This window comes from Streptomyces sp. NPDC059895, from assembly GCF_042731035.1.
GTDB lineage: Bacteria > Actinomycetota > Actinomycetes > Streptomycetales > Streptomycetaceae > Streptomyces.
The window spans coordinates 157,198-174,842 of the sequence record NZ_JBHWKO010000008.1 but is presented as its reverse complement, the minus strand read 5'-3'; the positions used below and the strand labels follow the sequence as shown (position 1 = coordinate 174,842).

Here is a 17,645-nt window from a genome sequence, read left to right as displayed (position 1 = left end):
CGAGGGCGCCCGGGAAGGTCTCCCGGGCGCCCTCGCCGTGGTACGGGCCGTCGGCGGCCGACGGTGTTCGGTGCGGCGTGTGCGTCAGTTCTTGCGGCCCGCCGACTCGGACTCGGGCTCGGCCGTGTCCTTCGCGTCGCCGTCCTCGCTGTCCGGCTCGGCACCGTCCCGCGTGTCCTTGCCGGTGTCGGCCTCCGCCTTCGCGGCGTCGGTGTCGCCGTCGTCCTCGGCGTCGGCCTTCGAGCCGTCCTCGGCGTCGGCCGGGGACCCGCCGTCGGCGGACACGGCGTCAGGCTCCACGACCGCCTCGCGGCCCGGCCGCTTCTTCGCCGACACCACGATGTACACCACGGCGAGCAGGAACACGAACACCGCGGTCCAGTTGTTCAGCCGCAGGCCCAGGATGTGGTGGGCGTCGTCGACGCGGAGGTACTCGATCCAGAAGCGCCCCGCGCAGTACGCGGCGACGTACAGGGCGAACGCCCGGCCATGGCCCAGTTGGAAGCGGCGGTCGGCCCAGATCACCAGCAGCGCGACACCGATGCACCACAGCGACTCGTACAGGAAGGTCGGGTGGTAGTAGCCCGGCACCCGGCCGTCCGCGGCGGACGTGATGTGCAGCGCCCAGGGAAGGCCGGTCTCCTTGCCGTACAGCTCCTGGTTGAACCAGTTGCCCCAGCGGCCGATCGCCTGGGCGAGGGCGATGCCGGGGGCGACGGCGTCGGCGTACGCGGGCATCGGGATGCCGCGGCGGCGGCAGCCGATCCACGCGCCCAGCGCGCCGAGCGCGATCGCACCCCAGATGCCGAGTCCGCCCTCCCATACCTTGAAGGCGTCCACCCAGTCACGGCCCTCGCTGAAGTACAGCTCGTAGTCCGTGATGACGTGGTAGAGGCGGCCGCCGAGCAGGCCGAAGGGCACGGCCCAGACGGCGATGTCGGCCACCGTGCCGGCCCGCCCGCCCCGGGCGACCCAGCGCTTGTTGCCGAGCCAGACCGCGACGAAGACGCCGATGATGATGCAGAACGCGTAGCCGCGCAGCGGAACGGGGCCGAGGTACAGCACCCCGCGCGACGGGCTCGGAATGTAGGCAAGTTCCATGGCAAGGTCGACGCTACCCTGCCGCGCCGGGCCCACGACGGGCAGCCCGGCTACGGCTCCATAACGGGCCGGGGAGATGGGCTCACCCCTGGTCTGCCTCCTCCACCATCTGCCGGAACTTCTCCGGCGTCATCGTCTGGTCCTGGTAGATGTTCTTGCCGTTGAGCATCACGGACGGCGTGCCGGTGAAACCGCCCTTCTGGAAGGCCTCGTTGGACTTGGCGACCCAGCTGTTGTGGGTGCCCTTCTCCACACAGGTGCGGAAGGCGGGGGTGTCGAGGCCCTCGACCTTGCCGGCCAGGGCGATGAGTCTGCTGTTCTTCGCGAAGGCGTCGTCGGTCTCGGCGGGCTGGTTCTGGTAGAGGACGTCGTGGTACGCGGGGAACTTGCCGGCGTCCTGGGCGCAGGCCGCGGCGTTGGCCGCGTTGCGCGAGCCGGTGCCGCCCATGTTGCCGTCGATGAGGGTGGCCAGGTGGTACTCCACCTTCAGCTTCCCGGCGGCGGTCAGCTCGTGGATCGTCGAGCGGTAGGTGTCCTCGAAGGACTTGCAGGCCGGGCAGCGGAAGTCCTCCCAGACCGTGAGCGTCGAGCCGGCGCCGTCCTTGCCGACCGGGATGGCGAGGGCGTCCTCCCCCTGCGCGCCCGAGGGCGCGACGACCGGGCCCGCGCTGTCGCTGCCGTCGTCCTTGCCGGCGTTCGCCGCGAGGACGCCGATGACCGCCGCCAGACCCAGCACGCACACGACGCTCGCGGTGACGATCAGCGTCCGGCGCCGCCGGTCCGCGGCCTTCTGCTTCTCGCGCTCGACCGCCAGCCGCTCCCTGGCGGTGCGCTTCCCTTCACGATTCTTCTCGCTCACACCCCCAGAACGAACCGGGGAGGCGCACCGCGCCTCCCCGGTCCCATGTCCACCCGTTCGGGTGAGCCGTACGGCTCGTACGGAGATGACCGCGCCGGCGGCCGTCGGCTAGACCTGCCCGCGCACGCCCTTGGCGAGATCGCCCGCGAGCGCGCGGACGGCGTCCAGGCCGGCCGCGTGGTCCGGCGCGTCCAGCATCCGCTTGACGAAGGCGGAACCGACGATCACGCCGTCGGCGAAGCCGGCGACCTCGGCCGCCTGCGCGGCGTTGGAGACGCCGAGGCCGACGCAGACCGGCAGCTCGGTGCCGGTGGCGCGGGTGCGTCCGACCAGGTCCTGGGCCTGCGCGCCGACGGACTCGCGGGTGCCGGTGACGCCCATCAGCGAGGCGGCGTAGACGAAGCCGCTGCCCGCCGCGGTGATCTGCGCGAGCCGCTCGTCCTTGCTGCTGGGGGCCACGACGAAGACCGTCGCGAGGTCGTGCTTCTCGGCGTGCTCCCTCCACAGCGCCGACTCCTGCACGGGCAGGTCGGGCAGGATGCAGCCCGCGCCGCCCGCCTCGGCCAGCTCGGCGGTGAAGCGCTCGACGCCGTAGCGGTCGATGGGGTTCCAGTACGTCATGACGAGCACCGGCTTGCCGGTGGCCCGGTAGGCCTCGCGGACCGTGCGCATGACGTCGGCGATCCGCACTCCGCCGCGCAGGGCGATGTCGTCGGCGGTCTGGATGACCGGGCCGTCGAGGACGGGGTCGCTGTGCGGCAGACCCACCTCGACGATGTCGGCGCCGCCGTCCAGGACGGCCTTGATCGCCTCGATGCCGCCGTCGACGGTCGGGAACCCGGCCGGGAGGTAGGCGATGAGGGCGGAGCGGCCCTCGGCCCTGGCGGCGGCGAGGGTGTCGGACAGCAGGTGGATGGTGCCGCTCACTTGGCGTCCCCCTCGATCTCGGCGGTGCCGGTGGCGTCCTCGGCGACCTCGGCGTCGGTGTCGTACAGGCCGAAGTAGCGGGCGGCCGTGTCCATGTCCTTGTCGCCGCGGCCGGACAGGTTGACCACGATCAGCCCGTCCCTGCCCAGCTCCCTGCCGACCTCCAGGGCGCCGGCCAGCGCGTGGGCGCTCTCGATGGCCGGGATGATGCCCTCGGTGCGCGACAGCAGGCGCAGCGCCTGCATGGCCGCGTCGTCGGTGACGGCGCGGTACTCGCCGCGGCCGGAGTCCTTCAGGTAGGAGTGCTCCGGGCCGATGCCCGGGTAGTCCAGACCGGCGGAGATGGAGTACGGCTCGGTGATCTGGCCCTCGTCGTCCTGGAGGACGTAGGAGCGGGACCCGTGCAGGATGCCGGGCTCGCCGGCGGTGAGGGTCGCCGCGTGCTCGCCGGTCTCGACGCCGTGCCCGGCCGGTTCGCAGCCGATGAGGCGTACGTCGGTGTCGGGGATGAAGGCGTGGAAGAGGCCGATGGCGTTGGAGCCGCCGCCGACGCAGGCGACGGCCGCGTCGGGCAGGCGTCCGGCGCGCTCCAGGATCTGGCGGCGGGCCTCGACGCCGATCACGCGGTGGAAGTCGCGGACCATGGCCGGGAAGGGGTGCGGGCCGGCGACGGTGCCGAACAGGTAGTGGGTGCGGTCGACGTTGGCGACCCAGTCGCGGAAGGCCTCGTTGATGGCGTCCTTGAGCGTGCGGCTGCCGGACTTCACCGCGACGACCTCGGCGCCGAGCATGCGCATACGGGCCACGTTCAGCGCCTGGCGCTGCGTGTCGATCTCGCCCATGTAGATGGTGCACTCGAGCCCGAAGAGGGCGCAGGCGGTGGCGGTGGCGACGCCGTGCTGGCCGGCGCCGGTCTCCGCGATCACGCGCGTCTTGCCCATGCGCTTGGTGAGCAGCGCCTGGCCGAGCACGTTGTTGATCTTGTGGGAGCCGGTGTGGTTGAGGTCCTCGCGCTTGAGGAAGATCCGGGCGCCGCCGGCGTGCTCGGCGAACCGGGGCACCTCGGTGAGGGAGCTGGGCCGGCCGGTGTAGTGCACCAGCAGGTCGTCGAGCTCGCGGGCGAACTCGGGGTCGTGCTTCGCCTTGTCGTACTCGACGGCGACCTCGTCCACGGCGGCGACGAGGGCCTCCGGGATGAACTTGCCGCCGAAGGCGCCGAAGTAGCCTTCGGCGTCGGGGACCTGACCCTCGGGGTCGGGGATGAAGAACTCGCTGGGCATGCGGTTTACCTCACGGTGAGTGTGTGAAAGGACACGAGTCGCCGTGGGGGCAGGGCTTGTCGGACGACCTCAGGTGGTGTCTGGCCGGTCGTGCCCGCGCGGCGGAGCCGCATGTTCGGACACTGCCCCGCGCCCCTGACAGGCCTGCCGGTGCCATCGCATGCCGTTGACTTGCCCCGGTTCGTCGCCGATGACGTAGCGCACCCTGCGGCCGTGCACCCGCCTCGCGGGCGCGCGGCAGCCACGGGGCCGGCAGCCGCGCGCGAGGCGGGCGTACCGGTCCGTGGTCGTCACGGAGGCGGTCGGAGTCATCGGGTCAACCCTGTCGAGTGATCAGTCGCGGCCGTGGCGGAGTGCGGGGTGCTCCCCCGCCGCCACCAGGTCGGCGACCGCGGTCTTCGGGTCGCGGCCGGTGACGAGGGACTCGCCGACCAGGACCGCGTCGGCGCCGGCGTTGGCGTAGGCGATGAGGTCGTGCGGGCCGCGGACGCCGGACTCGGCGACCTTGACGATGTGGCCGGGGATCTCCGGGGCGATCCGCTCGAAGGTGCCCCGGTCGACCTCCAGGGTCTTCAGGTTGCGCGCGTTGACGCCGATCACCTTGGCGCCCGCGTCCACCGCGCGCTCGACCTCGTCCTCGTCGTGGACCTCGACGAGCGGGGTGAGGCCGATGGAGACGGCCCGCTCGATCAGCGACTCGAGGGCCGACTGGTCGAGGGCGGCCACGATCAGCAGCGCGAGGTCGGCGCCGTACGCGCGGGCCTCCCACAGCTGGTACGAGGTGACGATGAAGTCCTTGCGCAGGACGGGGATGTCCACGCGCGCGCGGACCGCCTCGAGGTCGGCGAGGGAGCCGCCGAAGCGGCGCTGTTCGGTGAGGACGGAGATGACGGCCGCGCCGCCCGCCTCGTAGTCCGCGGCCAGCCCGGCCGGGTCGGCGATCGCGGCCAGCGCGCCCTTGGAGGGGCTGGAGCGCTTGACCTCGCAGATCACCTTGACGCCGTCGCCCTTCAGCGCGGCGACCCCGTCCTTGGCGGGGCGGGCCTTCGCCGCGCGCTCCTTGAGCTCGTCGAGGCTCACGCGCGCCTGCCGCTCCGCGAGGTCGGCACGGACTCCGTCGATGATCTCGTCGAGCACACTCACGCGAGCGGCCCCCTTCCAGACGGTTGGCAGTTGCGGCGACCAGTGGAAACCGGTGGTCACTGCGATGGTATCCGGAGGAGGGCGAAGGCCTCGCATCCGGTTGACGCCGGTCCCACCACGTGGACGCGCCGCCCGGTGGTCACGGGTGCAGCCAGTCACCGAACGGAAGGTTCCGGACCACCGTGAAGACCAGCAGCAACGCGCCCAGCGACCACAGGTGCACCGGCCGCGCCTCCAGGCGCGGCGGGCGTCCGCGGGCCGCGCGGACCACCCAGACGGTCCACAGCACGGCGAAGGCCAGGTAGGCGGCGACGGCCGGTGCGTTGGCGTGCAGGGCGGTCACGACGTCGCCGTGCGCGAAGGCGTGCGCGCTGCGCAGACCGCCGCAGCCGGGGCAGTACAGGCCCGTGAAGCGCAGCAGCGGGCAGACCGGGTAGTGGCCGGGCTCGTTGGGGTCGACGGCCGCGACGTACGCGAAGGCCCCGGCGACGGCCGCGAGGAGGCCCGCGGGCACGGCGAGCCGTCCCAGGACGGTCCCCGGGGCGGGTGGTGTCACGCTCTGGCGGTCGGGGTGCACGCCTCGCATTGTGCCCCGCTCCCGCTCGTGGCCGCACGCGCGCGTGGGGCGGCCGGTGTCACCGGCCGCCCCACGGCGTGGTCCTGCGGGGGGGCTCAGCCCTCGGCGACCGCCGGCTCGCGCGTGGCCGTCACCCGGTGCGCCGACTGCGCCTGCTTCGGCTGCCCCAGGCCCATGGCGCGCATCACGCCGCCGACCACACCGCCGAGCACCACGATCACCATGCCGGCCCAGAAGCCGAGCGGCTGGGCCATCACCATGAACGCGCCCGCGACGCAGAAACCGATGAAGGCGATGGTGACACCGGTCCAGGCGGCCGGGGTGTGTCCGTGGCTGCTGCCCGCCATGACTTTGCTCCTCGTTGCTGTCTGTGTTGCGTACGGGGTGTACGTGTGCGAGCCGGGGGCTCGCCGTCCATTGTCCCGTACGGGGTGGCGTGCCGTGCCCGGGGGTCGTGTCCTCGGGGCGTCTGATTCACCACATCGGGAGGGGACCGGTCGGCGGGTGGTCAGGCCGGGTCCGCGCCCGTGGGGTCCTCGCCCCGGTCCAGCGCCTTCCACATCTCCTCGGGCCGGTCGGGGTCGACGGGCCGGGACCGGCGCCGGGGGCGGGGGGCGCCGTCGCGCTCGTACCGGCCGGACATGGCGGGCCACATCCCGCCGTAGCGCAGGGCGAGCAGGCCGGCCAGGAGGATCAGGACGCCGCCCACGGCCGCGGCGTACGGCCAGGCGGTGTGGGTGAGCGAGGCGACGGTGGCGGAGGTGTCGCCGGAGGCCTGGGCCGCCTTCTCGTCGAGCGCGGAGCTGTCGGACGCGCCGAGCAGGGCGGCTGCGACGATGCCCGCGCCGGAGAGCGCCAGCAGGCCGGCGACGGCGAGGCGGCCGGCCCTGCGGACGGCGAAGACGGCGACGAGCGCGGCGAGGCCCACTATGGCGAGCGCCGCGGGGACGCCGGTGACGTCGCTGCCCTTGGCGGTCAGGGGGAAGGCGCCGCCGGCCACCGTCGCCGTGCCCGCCGACCAGCGCTGCCGGGTGGAGAGCAGGGCCACGGCCGCGCCCAGCGCACCGCACAGCAGGGCGAGGGCGAGGCTCCGGCGGCCGGACCGGGCGGGGGCGGCGGCTTGGGCACGGGGGTGAGGGACAGCAGTCACGTACTCCACTATCGCCTGAACCCCGGGCGAAGCGTCACCCGGGGTTACGTGACGCGCGCCCCATCGTCCCGGGCACGCCCCCGCGCACCGGCGTCCGCGCAGCGCCGCGTCCCCGTAGCGCCCTACCGCCCCAGCCGGTTGGCGGTGTGCACCGCGCGCAGGACCGCCGCCGCCTTGTTGCGGCACTCCTGGTCCTCGGCGGCCGGGTCGGAGTCGGCGACGACGCCCGCGCCGGCCTGGACGTAGGCGGTGCCGTCGCGCAGCAGGGCGGTGCGGATGGCGATGGCGGTGTCGGAGTCGCCGGCGAAGTCCAGGTAGCCCACGCAGCCGCCGTAGAGGCCGCGCCGGGACGGCTCCAGCTCGTCGATGATCTGCATGGCGCGCGGCTTCGGGGCGCCCGAGAGGGTGCCCGCGGGGAAGCAGGCGGTGAGGACGTCGAAGGCGGTGCGGCCCCGCGCGACCCGGCCGGTCACCGTGGAGACGATGTGCATGACGTGCGAGTACCGCTCGATGGACATGAAGTCGACGACCTCGACCGAGCCGGGTTCGCAGACCCGCCCGAGGTCGTTGCGGCCGAGGTCGACGAGCATGAGGTGCTCGGCTCGCTCCTTGGGGTCGGCGAGCAGCTCGTCGGCGAGTGCCTGGTCCTCCTGCGGGGTCGCCCCGCGGTGCCGGGTGCCGGCGATGGGGTGGACCATGGCCCGCCCGTCCTCGACCTTGACCAGGGCCTCCGGGGAGGAGCCGACGACGTCGAAGCCGTCGAGGCGGAAGAGGTACATGTACGGGGAGGGGTTGGTGGCCCTGAGGACCCGGTAGACGTCCAGGGCGCTCGCCGAGCACGGTGTCTCGAACCGCTGGGAGGGGACCACCTGGAAGGCCTCGCCCGCGCGGATGCGCTCCTTGATGTCCTCGACGGCCTCCTGGTAGTCGGGGCCGCCCCACAGGGCGGTGTACTCGGGGAGTTCGGAGGGCGGCAGGACGGCGGGGGGCTGGACGACCGCGCGGCCGAGGTCGGCCTCCATGGCGTCGAGGCGGGCGACCGCGTCCGCGTACGCCTCGTCGACGCCGGTGTCGAGGTCGTTGTGGTTGATCGCGTTGGCGATCAGCAGGACGGAGCCCTCCCAGTGGTCCATGACGGCGAGGTCGCTGGTGAGGAGCATGGTGAGCTCGGGCAGCCGCAGATCGTCCCGCTCGCCGGGGCCGATCTTCTCCAGGCGGCGCACGATGTCGTAGCCGAGGTAGCCGACCATGCCGCCGGTGAAGGGCGGCAGGCCCTCCTGGTGGGGGGTGTGCAGGGCCTCGAGGGTGGCGCGCAGGGCGGCGAGCGGGTCGCCGTCGACGGGGACGCCGACGGGCGGGGCGCCCAGCCAGTGGGCCTGGCCGTCGCGGGCGGTGAGGGTGGCCGCGCTGCGGACGCCCACGAAGGAGTAACGGGACCACGTGCGGCCGTTCTCCGCGGACTCCAGCAGGAAGGTGCCGGGGCGCTCGCCGGCGAGCTTGCGGTAGAGCGCGACCGGGGTGTCGCCGTCGGCGAGCAGCTTGCGGGTGACGGGGATGACACGGCGGTCGCCGGCCAGCTTGCGGAACGTCTCGAGGTCCATGGCGGCTGACCTTACTGATCCGAGGCGGGTGCGCCGGAACCGGCGGCGTCGGAACCGGAACCGGACCCGGCGCCGCCCTCGCCCTGGCCCTCGCCGAGCAGTACGTCGGCGTCGAAGCAGGTGCGGGCGCCGGTGTGGCAGGCGGCGCCGACCTGGTCGACCTTGACCAGCACGGTGTCGGCGTCGCAGTCGAGGGCGACGGACTTGACCCACTGGAAGTGGCCGGAGGTGTCGCCCTTGACCCAGTACTCGCCGCGGCTGCGCGACCAGTAGGTGCAGCGGCCGGTCGTCAGGGTGCGGTGCAGCGCCTCGTCGTCCATCCAGCCGAGCATGAGCACCTCACCGGTGTCGTACTGCTGGGCGATGGCGGGGACGAGCCCGTCGGGGCTGCGCTTGAGACGCGCGGCGATCTCCGGATCCAGGCTGCTGGGCGGGGGCGTGCTGGTCATGTGTGCCATTGTGCCGCGCGGCACCGACAGCGCCCGGGCCGTGTCCACTGTCCGGACCTCCTACGCGGTCGTAGGCTGACCGCATGTCGACTTTCGCCAAGCGTGAACGGCTCCTGCTCGCCGACCTCTTGGAGGCGCTGGGCCCCTACGCCCCGACCCTCTGCGAGGGCTGGCAGACCCTCGACCTCGCCGCGCACGTGGTGGTGCGCGAGCGCCGGCCGGACGCCGCCGGGGGCCTGCTGATCAAGCAGCTCGCGTCCCGTCTGGACAAGGCGATGGAGGAGTTCGCCGCCAAGCCGTACGAGGAGCTGATCCAGCTGATCCGTACCGGCCCGCCGCGCTTCTCGCCGTTCCAGCTCAAGCAGATCGACGAGGTGTCGAACACGGTCGAGTTCTACGTCCACACCGAGGACGTCCGCCGTGCCCAGCCGGGGTGGACGGCCCGCGAGCTGGACCCGGTCTTCCAGGACGCCCTGTGGTCCCGGCTGGAGCGCACGGCCCGGCTGATGGGCCGGAACACGCCGACCGGCCTGGTCCTGCGTCGCCCGGACGGGCGTACGGCGGTCGCCAACCGCGGCACGCCGGTGGTGACGGCGACGGGTGAGCCGTCGGAGCTGCTGCTGTTCCTGTACGGCCGGCAGAGCGCCGCCCAGGTGGACCTGGCCGGCGACGCGGACGCCATCGAGAAGCTGAGCGGCGGCAAGCGGCTCGGGTTCTGAGGGAGCCGGGCGGCCGGGGCGGGGACGTGTGCGTCTCCCGCGCGGGAAGCGGGTGGGCGAGGGCGGGCCCCGGTCACCGGGTGACCGGGGCCCGGCTCGGGTCCTCGTCGCGCCGGCGGGGCGTCACCGCACCGGGCGGCCCGCCTCCCGCAGCGTCTGCTTCACCTCGCCGATCCGCAGGTCCCCGAAGTGGAAGACGGAGGCGGCCAGGACGGCGTCCGCGCCCGCCTCGACGGCCGGCGGGAAGTCCGCGAGCTTTCCGGCGCCGCCGGAGGCGATCACCGGGACCGTGACGTGCTTGCGGACGGCGGTGATCATCTCCAGGTCGTAGCCGTCCTTGGTGCCGTCGGCGTCCATCGAGTTGAGCAGGATCTCGCCGGCGCCCAGCTCGGCCGCGCGGTGCGCCCACTCGACGGCGTCGATGCCGGTGCCGCGCCGGCCGCCGTGGGTGGTCACCTCGAAGGTGCCCGACTCCGTGCGCCGTGCGTCCACCGAGAGCACCAGCACCTGGCTGCCGAACCGCTCGGCGATCTCCTTGATCAGCTCCGGGCGGGCGATGGCCGCCGTGTTGACGCCCACCTTGTCGGCGCCGGCCCGCAGCAGCTTGTCGACGTCCTCGGGGGTGCGCACCCCGCCACCGACGGTCAGCGGGATGAACACCTGTTCGGCAGTGCGGCGGACCACGTCGTAGGTGGTCTCGCGGTTGCCCGACGAGGCGGTGATGTCCAGGAACGTCAGTTCGTCGGCGCCCTCGGCGTCGTACACCTTGGCCATCTCGACGGGGTCGCCCGCGTCCCGCAGGTTCTGGAAGTTGACGCCCTTGACGACCCGGCCGTTGTCCACGTCCAGGCAGGGGATGACTCGGACTGCCAGGCTCATGACTGCGCGGCTCCTTCTGAATGTCCTCTGAATGCTTCGAGTTCCACCGAGACCAGGACGCGCGGATCGATGAACCCCTCCACGACCAGCAGGGTCGCGGCCGGGCGTACGGCGTCGAAGAACTCCTTGTGGGCCCGGCCCACCGCGTCGACGTCCCGCGAATGCGCCAGGTGCATCCGGGTCCGGATCACGGAGGCGGGCCCCAGACCGAACTCGGCGATGGCCTCGAGCGCGCCGGTGAAGGCCACCCTGGCCTGTTCGTACGGGTCGCCCTCCCCGTACAGCACCTCGCCCCGGAAGGCCGTCGTGCCCGCCACCAGCACACGGTCGCCCGCCGCGACGGCGCGTGCGAAACCGAAAGCCTCTTCCCAGGGATTTCCGCTCTGCACGCGCCGCACGGCTTCGGACGTCATGACGACACAGCCTCCAGGGCCTCTTCCAGGGTGAACGCCTTCGCGTACAGCGCCTTCCCGACGATGGAGCCCTCGACGCCGAGGGGCACCAGGGCGGCGATGGCGCGCAGGTCGTCGAGGGACGACACGCCGCCGGAGGCCACGACCGGGCGGTCGGTCGCCGCGCAGACGTTGCGCAGCAGCTCCAGGTTGGGGCCCTGGAGGGTGCCGTCCTTGGCGATGTCGGTCACCACGTAGCGGGCGCAGCCCTCCTTGTTCAGCCGCTCCAGCGTCTCGTAGAGGTCGCCGCCGTCGCGGGTCCAGCCGCGGCCGCGCAGGGTGGTGCCGCGTACGTCGAGGCCGACGGCGATCTTGTCGCCGTGCTCGGCGATGACCTTGGCGACCCACTCCGGGGTCTCCAGGGCGGCCGTGCCGAGGTTGACCCGGGTGCAGCCGGTGGCCAGGGCCGCGGCGAGGGTGTCGTCGTCGCGGATGCCGCCGGACAGTTCGACCTTGATGTCCATCGCCCCGGCGACCTCGGCGATCAGCTGCCGGTTGTCGCCGGTGCCGAAGGCGGCGTCCAGGTCGACCAGGTGCAGCCATTCGGCGCCGGACCGCTGCCAGGCGAGGGCGGCCTCCAGCGGGGAGCCGTAGGAGGTCTCGGTGCCGGACTCGCCGTGCACGAGGCGGACGGCCTGGCCGTCGCGGACGTCGACGGCGGGGAGGAGTTCGAGCTTGCTCACAGGGTTCCGATCCAGTTGGTGAGGAGCTGGGCTCCGGCGTCGCCGGACTTCTCGGGGTGGAACTGCGTGGCCCACAGGGCGCCGTTCTCCACGGCGGCCACGAACGGCTTGCCGTGTGTCGACCAGGTCACCCTGGGGGCCTGGATCGCCGGGTTGTGCGACTCCAGGGACCAGTCGTGGACGGCGTAGGAGTGCACGAAGTAGAAGCGCGCGTCCGCGTCCAGGCCGGCGAACAGCTCGGTGTCGGCCGGGGCCTCCACGGTGTTCCAGCCCATGTGCGGGACGATCTCGGCCTGGAGCGGCTCGACCGCGCCGGGCCACTCGTCGAGGCCCTCGGTCTCCACGCCGTGCTCGATGCCGCGCGCGAAGAGGATCTGCATGCCGACGCAGATGCCCATCACCGGGCGGCCGCCGGACAGCCGCCGGTCGATGATCCAGTCACCGCGCGCGTCGCGCAGGCCCTTCATGCAGGCGGCGAAGGCGCCGACGCCCGGCACCAGCAGGCCGTCGGCGTTCATGGCCCGGTCGAAGTCACGGGTGATCTCGACGTCGGCGCCGGTCCGCGCGAGGGCGCGCTCGGCGGAGCGGACGTTGCCGAAGCCGTAGTCGAAGACGACGACCTTCTTGTTCACGGCGCTCAACTCCACACCTCCAGCCGCATGACGCCCGCCACGAGACACATCGCGGCGGCGATCGAGAGCAGCACGATCAGGCTCTTGGGCATCTCCTGCTTGACGAAGGAGATGATGCCGCCGACCAGGAACAGGCCGACGACGATCAGGATGGTCGACAGACCGTTCACAGGGCGCCCTTCGTGGAGGGCAGGATGCCCGCCGCGCGCGGGTCGCGCTCCGAGGCGTAGCGCAGGGCGCGGGCCAGGGCCTTGAACTGGCACTCCACGATGTGGTGCGCGTTGCGCCCGTAGGGCACGTGCACGTGCAGCGCGATCTGGGCCTGGGCGACGAAGGACTCCAGGATGTGCCGGGTCATCGTGGTGTCGTACTCGCCGATCATCGGCGCCATGTTCTCGGGCTCGGTGTGCACGAGGTACGGGCGGCCGGAGAGGTCGACGGTGACCTGGGCGAGGGACTCGTCCAGCGGGACCGTGCAGTTGCCGAAGCGGTAGATGCCCACCTTGTCGCCGAGGGCCTGCTTGAAGGCGGCGCCCAGGGCGAGGGCGGTGTCCTCGATGGTGTGGTGGGAGTCGATGTGCAGGTCGCCCTCGGTCTTCACGGTGAGGTCGAACAGGCCGTGCCGGCCGAGCTGGTCGAGCATGTGGTCGTAGAAGCCGACCCCGGTCGCCACGTCGACCTTGCCGCTGCCGTCGAGGTCGATCTCGACGACGACCGAGGTCTCCTTGGTCACTCGCTCCACGCGTCCCACGCGGTTCATGCGCTCTGCTCCTTCGGGGGTGTGGGGGTGGCCCCCACAAAGCTCGTCAGTTCACGGACCGCGTCCAGGAACGCGTCGTTCTCTTCGGGGGTTCCGGCGGTGACCCGCAGCCAGCCGGGCACGCCGTTGTCCCGGACCAGGACGCCCCGGTCGAGGATCTTCCGCCAGACCGTGTGCGCGTCGGCGAACCGGCCGAACTGCACGAAGTTGGCGTCCGAGGCGGTCACCTCGTAGCCGAGCGCGAGCAGTTCGGCGACCAGCCGGTCGCGCTCGGCCTTCAGCTGCTCGACGTACTTCAGCAGCGTGTCGGTGTGCTCCAGGGCGGCCAGCGCGGTCGCCTGGGTGACGGCCGACAGGTGGTACGGCAGCCGCACCAGCTGGACGGCGTCCACGACGGCCGGGTGCGCGGCGAGGTAGCCGAGGCGCAGGCCGGCCGCGCCGAAGGCCTTCGACATCGTCCGCGAGACGACGAGATTCGGCCGACCTTCGAGCAGCGGCAGCAGCGAGTCGCCGTGGCTGAACTCGATGTACGCCTCGTCCACGATCACCATCGACGGCTTGGCGGCCTGGGCCGCCTCGTACAGCGCGACGACGGTCTCGCCGGGGACGGCGGTGCCGGTGGGGTTGTTGGGGGTGGTGACGAAGACGACGTCGGGGCGGTGCTCGGCGATCGCCTTCTCGGCCGCCGCGAGGTCGATGGTGAAGTCCTCGTGGCGCGGGCCGGAGATCCATCCGGTGCCGGTGCCGCGCGCGATGAGCCCGTGCATCGAGTAGGAGGGCTCGAAGCCGATGGCCGTGCGGCCCGGCCCGCCGAAGGTCTGCAGCAGTTGCTGGATGACCTCGTTGGAGCCGTTGGCCGCCCAGACGTCGGCCGGGCCGACCTCGTGGCCGGACGTGTCCGTCAGGTACCGGGCGAGCTGCGTGCGCAGCTCCACCGCGTCCCGGTCCGGGTAGCGGTTGAGGTGGCGGGCCGCCTCGCGCACCCGCTCCGCGATCCGCTCGACCAGCGGCTCGGGCAGCGGGTACGGGTTCTCGTTGGTGTTCAGCCGTACGGGGACGTCCAGCTGGGGCGCGCCGTAGGGGGACTTGCCACGCAGCTCGTCCCGTACGGGGAGATCGTCGATTCCGAAGCTCACTTGCTCGTCGGTACCTTCCACCCGAACCGTGCCTTGATCGCCGCGCCGTGCGCGGGCAGGTCCTCCGCCTCCGCCAGGGTCACCACGTGGTGCGCGACCTCGGCCAGCGCCTCCCGCGTGTAGTCCACGATGTGGATGCCGCGCAGGAAGGACTGGACGGACAGGCCGGAGGAGTGGCAGGCGCAGCCGCCGGTGGGAAGGACGTGGTTGGACCCGGCCGCGTAGTCGCCCAGCGACACCGGCGCCCAGGGTCCGATGAAGATCGCGCCCGCGTTCTGCACCCGGTCGGCCACGGCGGCGGCGTCGGCCGTCTGGATCTCCAGGTGCTCGGCGCCGTAGGCGTCGACCACGCGCAGGCCCTCGTCGACGCCGTCGACGAGCACGATCGCGGACTGCTTGCCCTTGAGCGCCGGCACGATCCGGTCGTCGATGTGCTTGGTGGCCGCGACCTGCGGCTCCAGCTCCTTCTCGACCGCGTCCGCGAGCTCGGCGGAGTCGGTGACCAGGACGGCGGCGGCCAGCGGGTCGTGCTCGGCCTGGCTGATCAGGTCGGAGGCGACGTGCACCGGGTCGGCCGTGGAGTCCGCGAGGACCGCGATCTCGGTGGGGCCGGCCTCGGCGTCGATGCCGATCCTGCCGGTGAAGTAGCGCTTGGCGGCGGCGACCCAGATGTTGCCGGGCCCGGTGACCATGTCGGCGGGCGGGCAGGACTCGGTGCCGTACGCGAACATCGCGACGGCGGTGGCGCCGCCGGCCGCGTAGACCTCGTCGACGCCGAGCAGGGCGCAGGCGGCGAGGATCGTCGGGTGCGGGAGGCCCCCGAACTCGGCCTGCGCCGGGGAGGCGAGGGCGATGGACTCGACGCCGGCCTCCTGCGCGGGCACGACGTTCATGACGACGGAGGACGGGTAGACCGACCGGCCGCCCGGCGCGTACAGGCCGACGCGCCCGACGGGCACCCACTTCTCGGTGACCGAGCCGCCGGGCACGACCTGGGTCGTGTGGGTGGTACGGCGCTGCGCGCGGTGGACGAGGCGGGCGCGGCGGATGGACTCCTCGAGGGCGGCGCGCACGGCCGGGTCGAGTTCCTCCAGGGCGCGGGTGAGGGCCGCGGCGGGCACCCGGACCCGGTCGAGGCGGACGCCGTCGAACTTCTCGGCGAAGTCGATCAGCGCCGCGTCGCCCCGATGATGCACGGCCTCGCAGATCGGACGCACCTTCTCGAGGGCGGCCGAGACGTCGAAGTCGGCTCGGGGCAGCAGGTCGCGCAGGGCGGGTCCCTCGGGGAGGGCGTCGCCGCGCAGATCGATTCGGGAGATCACGTCGTCAATTCTCTCAGACCGGCATCGGAGGTCGGTCGCGCGTCCCAGTGGCTGATACACACCGCGGCCGGATTCGGAAGATCCCCTTCACGGTTAGCGTTCGTGACGTCACCCAGCGGGCATGAACGGTTGTGCGAAACCCGTGAGCCGACGGGCGGCAGGAGGGACGGGACAGCGTGACCGAGGGGGCCGGCATCCGCACCGGGGACGTGCCGGAGGATCTGACCGCCGCCGAGGCCGGCATGTGGCAGGCCTTCCGCAACGGCAGCGTGTACGACCTGAGCAGCGGGGACACGGTCGTCGACGACCCGCACGGCGGACATCCCTGGGGCGCGGCGCGGACCGTGCGGGCGCGGATCGTGGCCTGGCTGCTGCTGGACGGACCGCCCGCGCTCGCGGGCCGGGTCTCCTCGCTCAAGCTGGTCGGCGTGCAAATCAGCGGCACGCTCGACGTGGCGGGCGGCACGGTGGTGCCGTACGTCGAGATGAAGCGCTGCCGGTTCGAGCAGGACGTGCTGCTGCCGGAGGCGCGGGTGACGACGCTGCGCATGGTGGACTGCTCGGTCCCGCGGCTGGAGGCGGCCCGGCTGCAGACGGAGGGCGACCTGCACCTGCCCCGCTGCCGCTTCCACAACGGCGTCCGGCTCACCGACGCGCACATCGGCACGGACCTGCTGCTCAACCAGGCGATCGTCTACCGCGACCGCACCGGCCGCTCGGTCTCCGCCGACGGCCTGACCGTCGGCCAGGACCTCCAGGCCGAGCTGCTCGAGTCGCACGGCGAGCTGCGGCTGCGCAGCGCCAAGATCGGCGTGTCGCTGAGTCTGCGCGGGGCGCGGCTGGTCAACCCGTACACCCGGTTCGCGCTGAACGCGCCCCGGCTGACCGTCGAGCGCTCCCTGTACCTCACCCCGGCGGGCATCGGCGGCCACGCGCTGAGCGGCACGACACCCGCGCGCGGGACCCGCGTCCAGCGCTTCGAGTGCCGGGGCGGGGTGCGGCTGGACGACGGGCGGTTCGGAGACGCCGTCGACCTGGAGCGGGCCCGGTTCGACCTCACCGACGAGCAGGAGTTGTCGCTGCGCCGGGTGCAGACCCCCGAGCTGCGCTTTCTCGGCGAGGGGCCGCGGCGCGGCAAGGTGGTGCTGTCGGGCGCGCGGGTGGTCAACCTGGTGGACCGGGCGAGCGCCTGGCCGGGGCCCGGCAACCTGCACATGGGCGGCTTCGGCTACGAGAACCTGGTGCCGCAGGGCCCGTTCCCGCTGGCGGAGCGGCTGGGGTGGGTGGCCGCCGCGACCGCCGAGTACAACCCGGAGCCGTACGAGCGGCTGGCGGCGGTGCTGCGGACGGGCGGGGAGGACGAGGACGCCCGCGAGGTGCTGCTCGCCAAGCAGCGCCGCCGCCGCGAGACCCTGCCGCCGGCCGCGAAGCTCTGGGGGTACGCGCAGGACTGGACGGTGGCCTACGGGTACCGGCCCGGCCGGGCCGCGGTGTGGATGGCGGTGCTGTGGGCGGCGGGTTCGCTGGCCTTCGCGCACGCCGACCATCCCCCCGTCAACCGCGAGGGCCATCCGCCCTGGAACCCGGCGCTCTTCGCCCTCGACCTGCTGCTTCCCGTCATCGACCTGGGGCAGGCCGGCCAGTGGCGGCTGTACGGCGGCTGGCAGTGGGTGCAGGCGGCGATGATCCTGCTGGGCTGGACCCTGGCGACGACGGTGGCGGCGGGGGCGACCCGGATGCTGCGGCGCGGCTGACCGCGGGGGCGACCCGGCTGCTGCGGCGCGGCTGACCGCGGGGGCGGCCGGGACTGCCAGGGCTGCCGGGACTGCGGGGCTGCCGGGACTACCGGGACTACCGGGACTACCGGGACTACCGGGACTGCCGTCCCCACCCTGCGGCGGCGGAGACCACGGTCGGCGAACGGCGGGGAACAGCAGCCGGTGAACAGTTGCCGAACAGTTACCTTTTACCTGTC

The 17,645-nt window shown here is 72.9% G+C and carries 21 protein-coding genes; 2 read left to right on the top strand and 19 right to left on the bottom strand.

Features of this window, described 5'->3' with window-relative positions:
• Nucleotides 1-84: 84 nt before the first annotated feature.
• From lgt to hisI, 11 genes are all read right to left on the bottom strand, one after another.
• Nucleotides 85-1,101 carry a prolipoprotein diacylglyceryl transferase gene (lgt, locus tag ACFV9M_RS12610; RefSeq protein WP_385064259.1) on the bottom strand — a complete coding sequence of 339 codons (1,017 nt, stop codon included), beginning with the start codon at nucleotides 1,099-1,101 and terminating at the stop codon, nucleotides 85-87.
• Nucleotides 1,102-1,183: 82 nt separating this feature from the next.
• Complete coding sequence (locus ACFV9M_RS12605) at nucleotides 1,184-1,960, bottom strand: DsbA family protein (RefSeq protein ID WP_385064256.1); 777 nt, start codon at nucleotides 1,958-1,960, stop codon at nucleotides 1,184-1,186.
• Between the two features lie 108 nt (nucleotides 1,961-2,068).
• Nucleotides 2,069-2,887 (bottom strand): tryptophan synthase subunit alpha, encoded by an 819-nt coding sequence (gene trpA / locus ACFV9M_RS12600; RefSeq protein ID WP_385064254.1) that lies wholly within the window; start codon nucleotides 2,885-2,887, stop codon nucleotides 2,069-2,071.
• Nucleotides 2,884-4,167, bottom strand: coding sequence for a tryptophan synthase subunit beta (gene trpB / locus ACFV9M_RS12595; RefSeq protein ID WP_385064252.1), 1,284 nt, complete (start codon nucleotides 4,165-4,167; stop codon nucleotides 2,884-2,886). Before trpB ends, trpA begins: the two co-directional genes overlap by 4 nt.
• 69 nt (nucleotides 4,168-4,236) lie before the next feature.
• Nucleotides 4,237-4,479: a tryptophan biosynthesis modulator TrpM gene (gene trpM / locus ACFV9M_RS12590; protein WP_385064249.1), complete on the bottom strand. Its 243-nt coding sequence runs from the start codon at nucleotides 4,477-4,479 to the stop codon at nucleotides 4,237-4,239.
• A 21-nt stretch (nucleotides 4,480-4,500) separates the two neighbouring features.
• Nucleotides 4,501-5,310, bottom strand: coding sequence for an indole-3-glycerol phosphate synthase TrpC (gene trpC / locus ACFV9M_RS12585; RefSeq protein ID WP_385064247.1), 810 nt, complete (start codon nucleotides 5,308-5,310; stop codon nucleotides 4,501-4,503).
• A 139-nt stretch (nucleotides 5,311-5,449) separates the two neighbouring features.
• Nucleotides 5,450-5,896, bottom strand: coding sequence for a DUF2752 domain-containing protein (locus ACFV9M_RS12580; RefSeq protein ID WP_385064245.1), 447 nt, complete (start codon nucleotides 5,894-5,896; stop codon nucleotides 5,450-5,452).
• A gap of 86 nt (nucleotides 5,897-5,982) precedes the next feature.
• Complete coding sequence (locus ACFV9M_RS12575; RefSeq protein WP_385064243.1) at nucleotides 5,983-6,234, bottom strand: HGxxPAAW family protein; 252 nt, start codon at nucleotides 6,232-6,234, stop codon at nucleotides 5,983-5,985.
• A 161-nt stretch (nucleotides 6,235-6,395) separates the two neighbouring features.
• Nucleotides 6,396-7,046: a TIGR02234 family membrane protein gene (locus ACFV9M_RS12570; RefSeq protein WP_385064241.1), complete on the bottom strand. Its 651-nt coding sequence runs from the start codon at nucleotides 7,044-7,046 to the stop codon at nucleotides 6,396-6,398.
• Between the two features lie 113 nt (nucleotides 7,047-7,159).
• Nucleotides 7,160-8,638 carry an anthranilate synthase component I gene (locus ACFV9M_RS12565; RefSeq protein ID WP_385064239.1) on the bottom strand — a complete coding sequence of 493 codons (1,479 nt, stop codon included), beginning with the start codon at nucleotides 8,636-8,638 and terminating at the stop codon, nucleotides 7,160-7,162.
• A gap of 11 nt (nucleotides 8,639-8,649) precedes the next feature.
• Nucleotides 8,650-9,087 carry a phosphoribosyl-AMP cyclohydrolase gene (hisI, locus tag ACFV9M_RS12560; protein ID WP_385064237.1) on the bottom strand — a complete coding sequence of 146 codons (438 nt, stop codon included), beginning with the start codon at nucleotides 9,085-9,087 and terminating at the stop codon, nucleotides 8,650-8,652.
• An 83-nt stretch (nucleotides 9,088-9,170) separates the two neighbouring features.
• On the opposite strand from hisI, the gene ACFV9M_RS12555 reads away from it, so the two are divergent.
• A complete protein-coding gene (locus ACFV9M_RS12555; RefSeq protein ID WP_385064235.1) occupies nucleotides 9,171-9,806 on the top strand; it encodes a TIGR03085 family metal-binding protein in 636 nt (211 codons plus the stop codon).
• 123 nt (nucleotides 9,807-9,929) lie between these two features.
• Here ACFV9M_RS12555 and hisF read toward each other — a convergent pair whose 3' ends face one another.
• From hisF to hisD, 8 genes are read right to left on the bottom strand one after another with little or no spacing between them, the layout of a single operon-like run.
• Complete coding sequence (gene hisF / locus ACFV9M_RS12550) at nucleotides 9,930-10,685, bottom strand: imidazole glycerol phosphate synthase subunit HisF (protein ID WP_385064234.1); 756 nt, start codon at nucleotides 10,683-10,685, stop codon at nucleotides 9,930-9,932.
• Nucleotides 10,682-11,098: a RidA family protein gene (locus ACFV9M_RS12545; protein ID WP_385064232.1), complete on the bottom strand. Its 417-nt coding sequence runs from the start codon at nucleotides 11,096-11,098 to the stop codon at nucleotides 10,682-10,684. Before ACFV9M_RS12545 ends, hisF begins: the two co-directional genes overlap by 4 nt.
• Nucleotides 11,095-11,820 carry a bifunctional 1-(5-phosphoribosyl)-5-((5-phosphoribosylamino)methylideneamino)imidazole-4-carboxamide isomerase/phosphoribosylanthranilate isomerase PriA gene (gene priA, locus ACFV9M_RS12540; RefSeq protein ID WP_385064230.1) on the bottom strand — a complete coding sequence of 242 codons (726 nt, stop codon included), beginning with the start codon at nucleotides 11,818-11,820 and terminating at the stop codon, nucleotides 11,095-11,097. Before priA ends, ACFV9M_RS12545 begins: the two co-directional genes overlap by 4 nt.
• Nucleotides 11,817-12,461, bottom strand: coding sequence for an imidazole glycerol phosphate synthase subunit HisH (gene hisH / locus ACFV9M_RS12535; RefSeq protein WP_385064228.1), 645 nt, complete (start codon nucleotides 12,459-12,461; stop codon nucleotides 11,817-11,819). Before hisH ends, priA begins: the two co-directional genes overlap by 4 nt.
• Nucleotides 12,458-12,622 carry a hypothetical protein gene (locus tag ACFV9M_RS12530; protein ID WP_385064226.1) on the bottom strand — a complete coding sequence of 55 codons (165 nt, stop codon included), beginning with the start codon at nucleotides 12,620-12,622 and terminating at the stop codon, nucleotides 12,458-12,460. Before ACFV9M_RS12530 ends, hisH begins: the two co-directional genes overlap by 4 nt.
• On the bottom strand, nucleotides 12,619-13,212 hold the full coding sequence (hisB, locus tag ACFV9M_RS12525; RefSeq protein ID WP_385064224.1) for an imidazoleglycerol-phosphate dehydratase HisB: 594 nt from the start codon (nucleotides 13,210-13,212) through the stop codon (nucleotides 12,619-12,621). Before hisB ends, ACFV9M_RS12530 begins: the two co-directional genes overlap by 4 nt.
• Nucleotides 13,209-14,348 carry a histidinol-phosphate transaminase gene (locus ACFV9M_RS12520; RefSeq protein ID WP_385064222.1) on the bottom strand — a complete coding sequence of 380 codons (1,140 nt, stop codon included), beginning with the start codon at nucleotides 14,346-14,348 and terminating at the stop codon, nucleotides 13,209-13,211. The genes hisB and ACFV9M_RS12520 overlap by 4 nt, the downstream gene beginning before the upstream one ends.
• Entirely contained in the window at nucleotides 14,345-15,670 is a 1,326-nt protein-coding gene (gene hisD, locus ACFV9M_RS12515) for a histidinol dehydrogenase (RefSeq protein WP_385064220.1), read from the bottom strand. Before hisD ends, ACFV9M_RS12520 begins: the two co-directional genes overlap by 4 nt.
• A 176-nt stretch (nucleotides 15,671-15,846) precedes the next feature.
• Here hisD and ACFV9M_RS12510 point away from each other — a divergent pair, with 176 nt between their 5' ends.
• Nucleotides 15,847-17,424, top strand: a complete 1,578-nt coding sequence (locus tag ACFV9M_RS12510; RefSeq protein WP_385064219.1) for an oxidoreductase — start codon at nucleotides 15,847-15,849, stop codon at nucleotides 17,422-17,424.
• The last annotated feature ends 221 nt before the right edge of the window (nucleotides 17,425-17,645 follow it).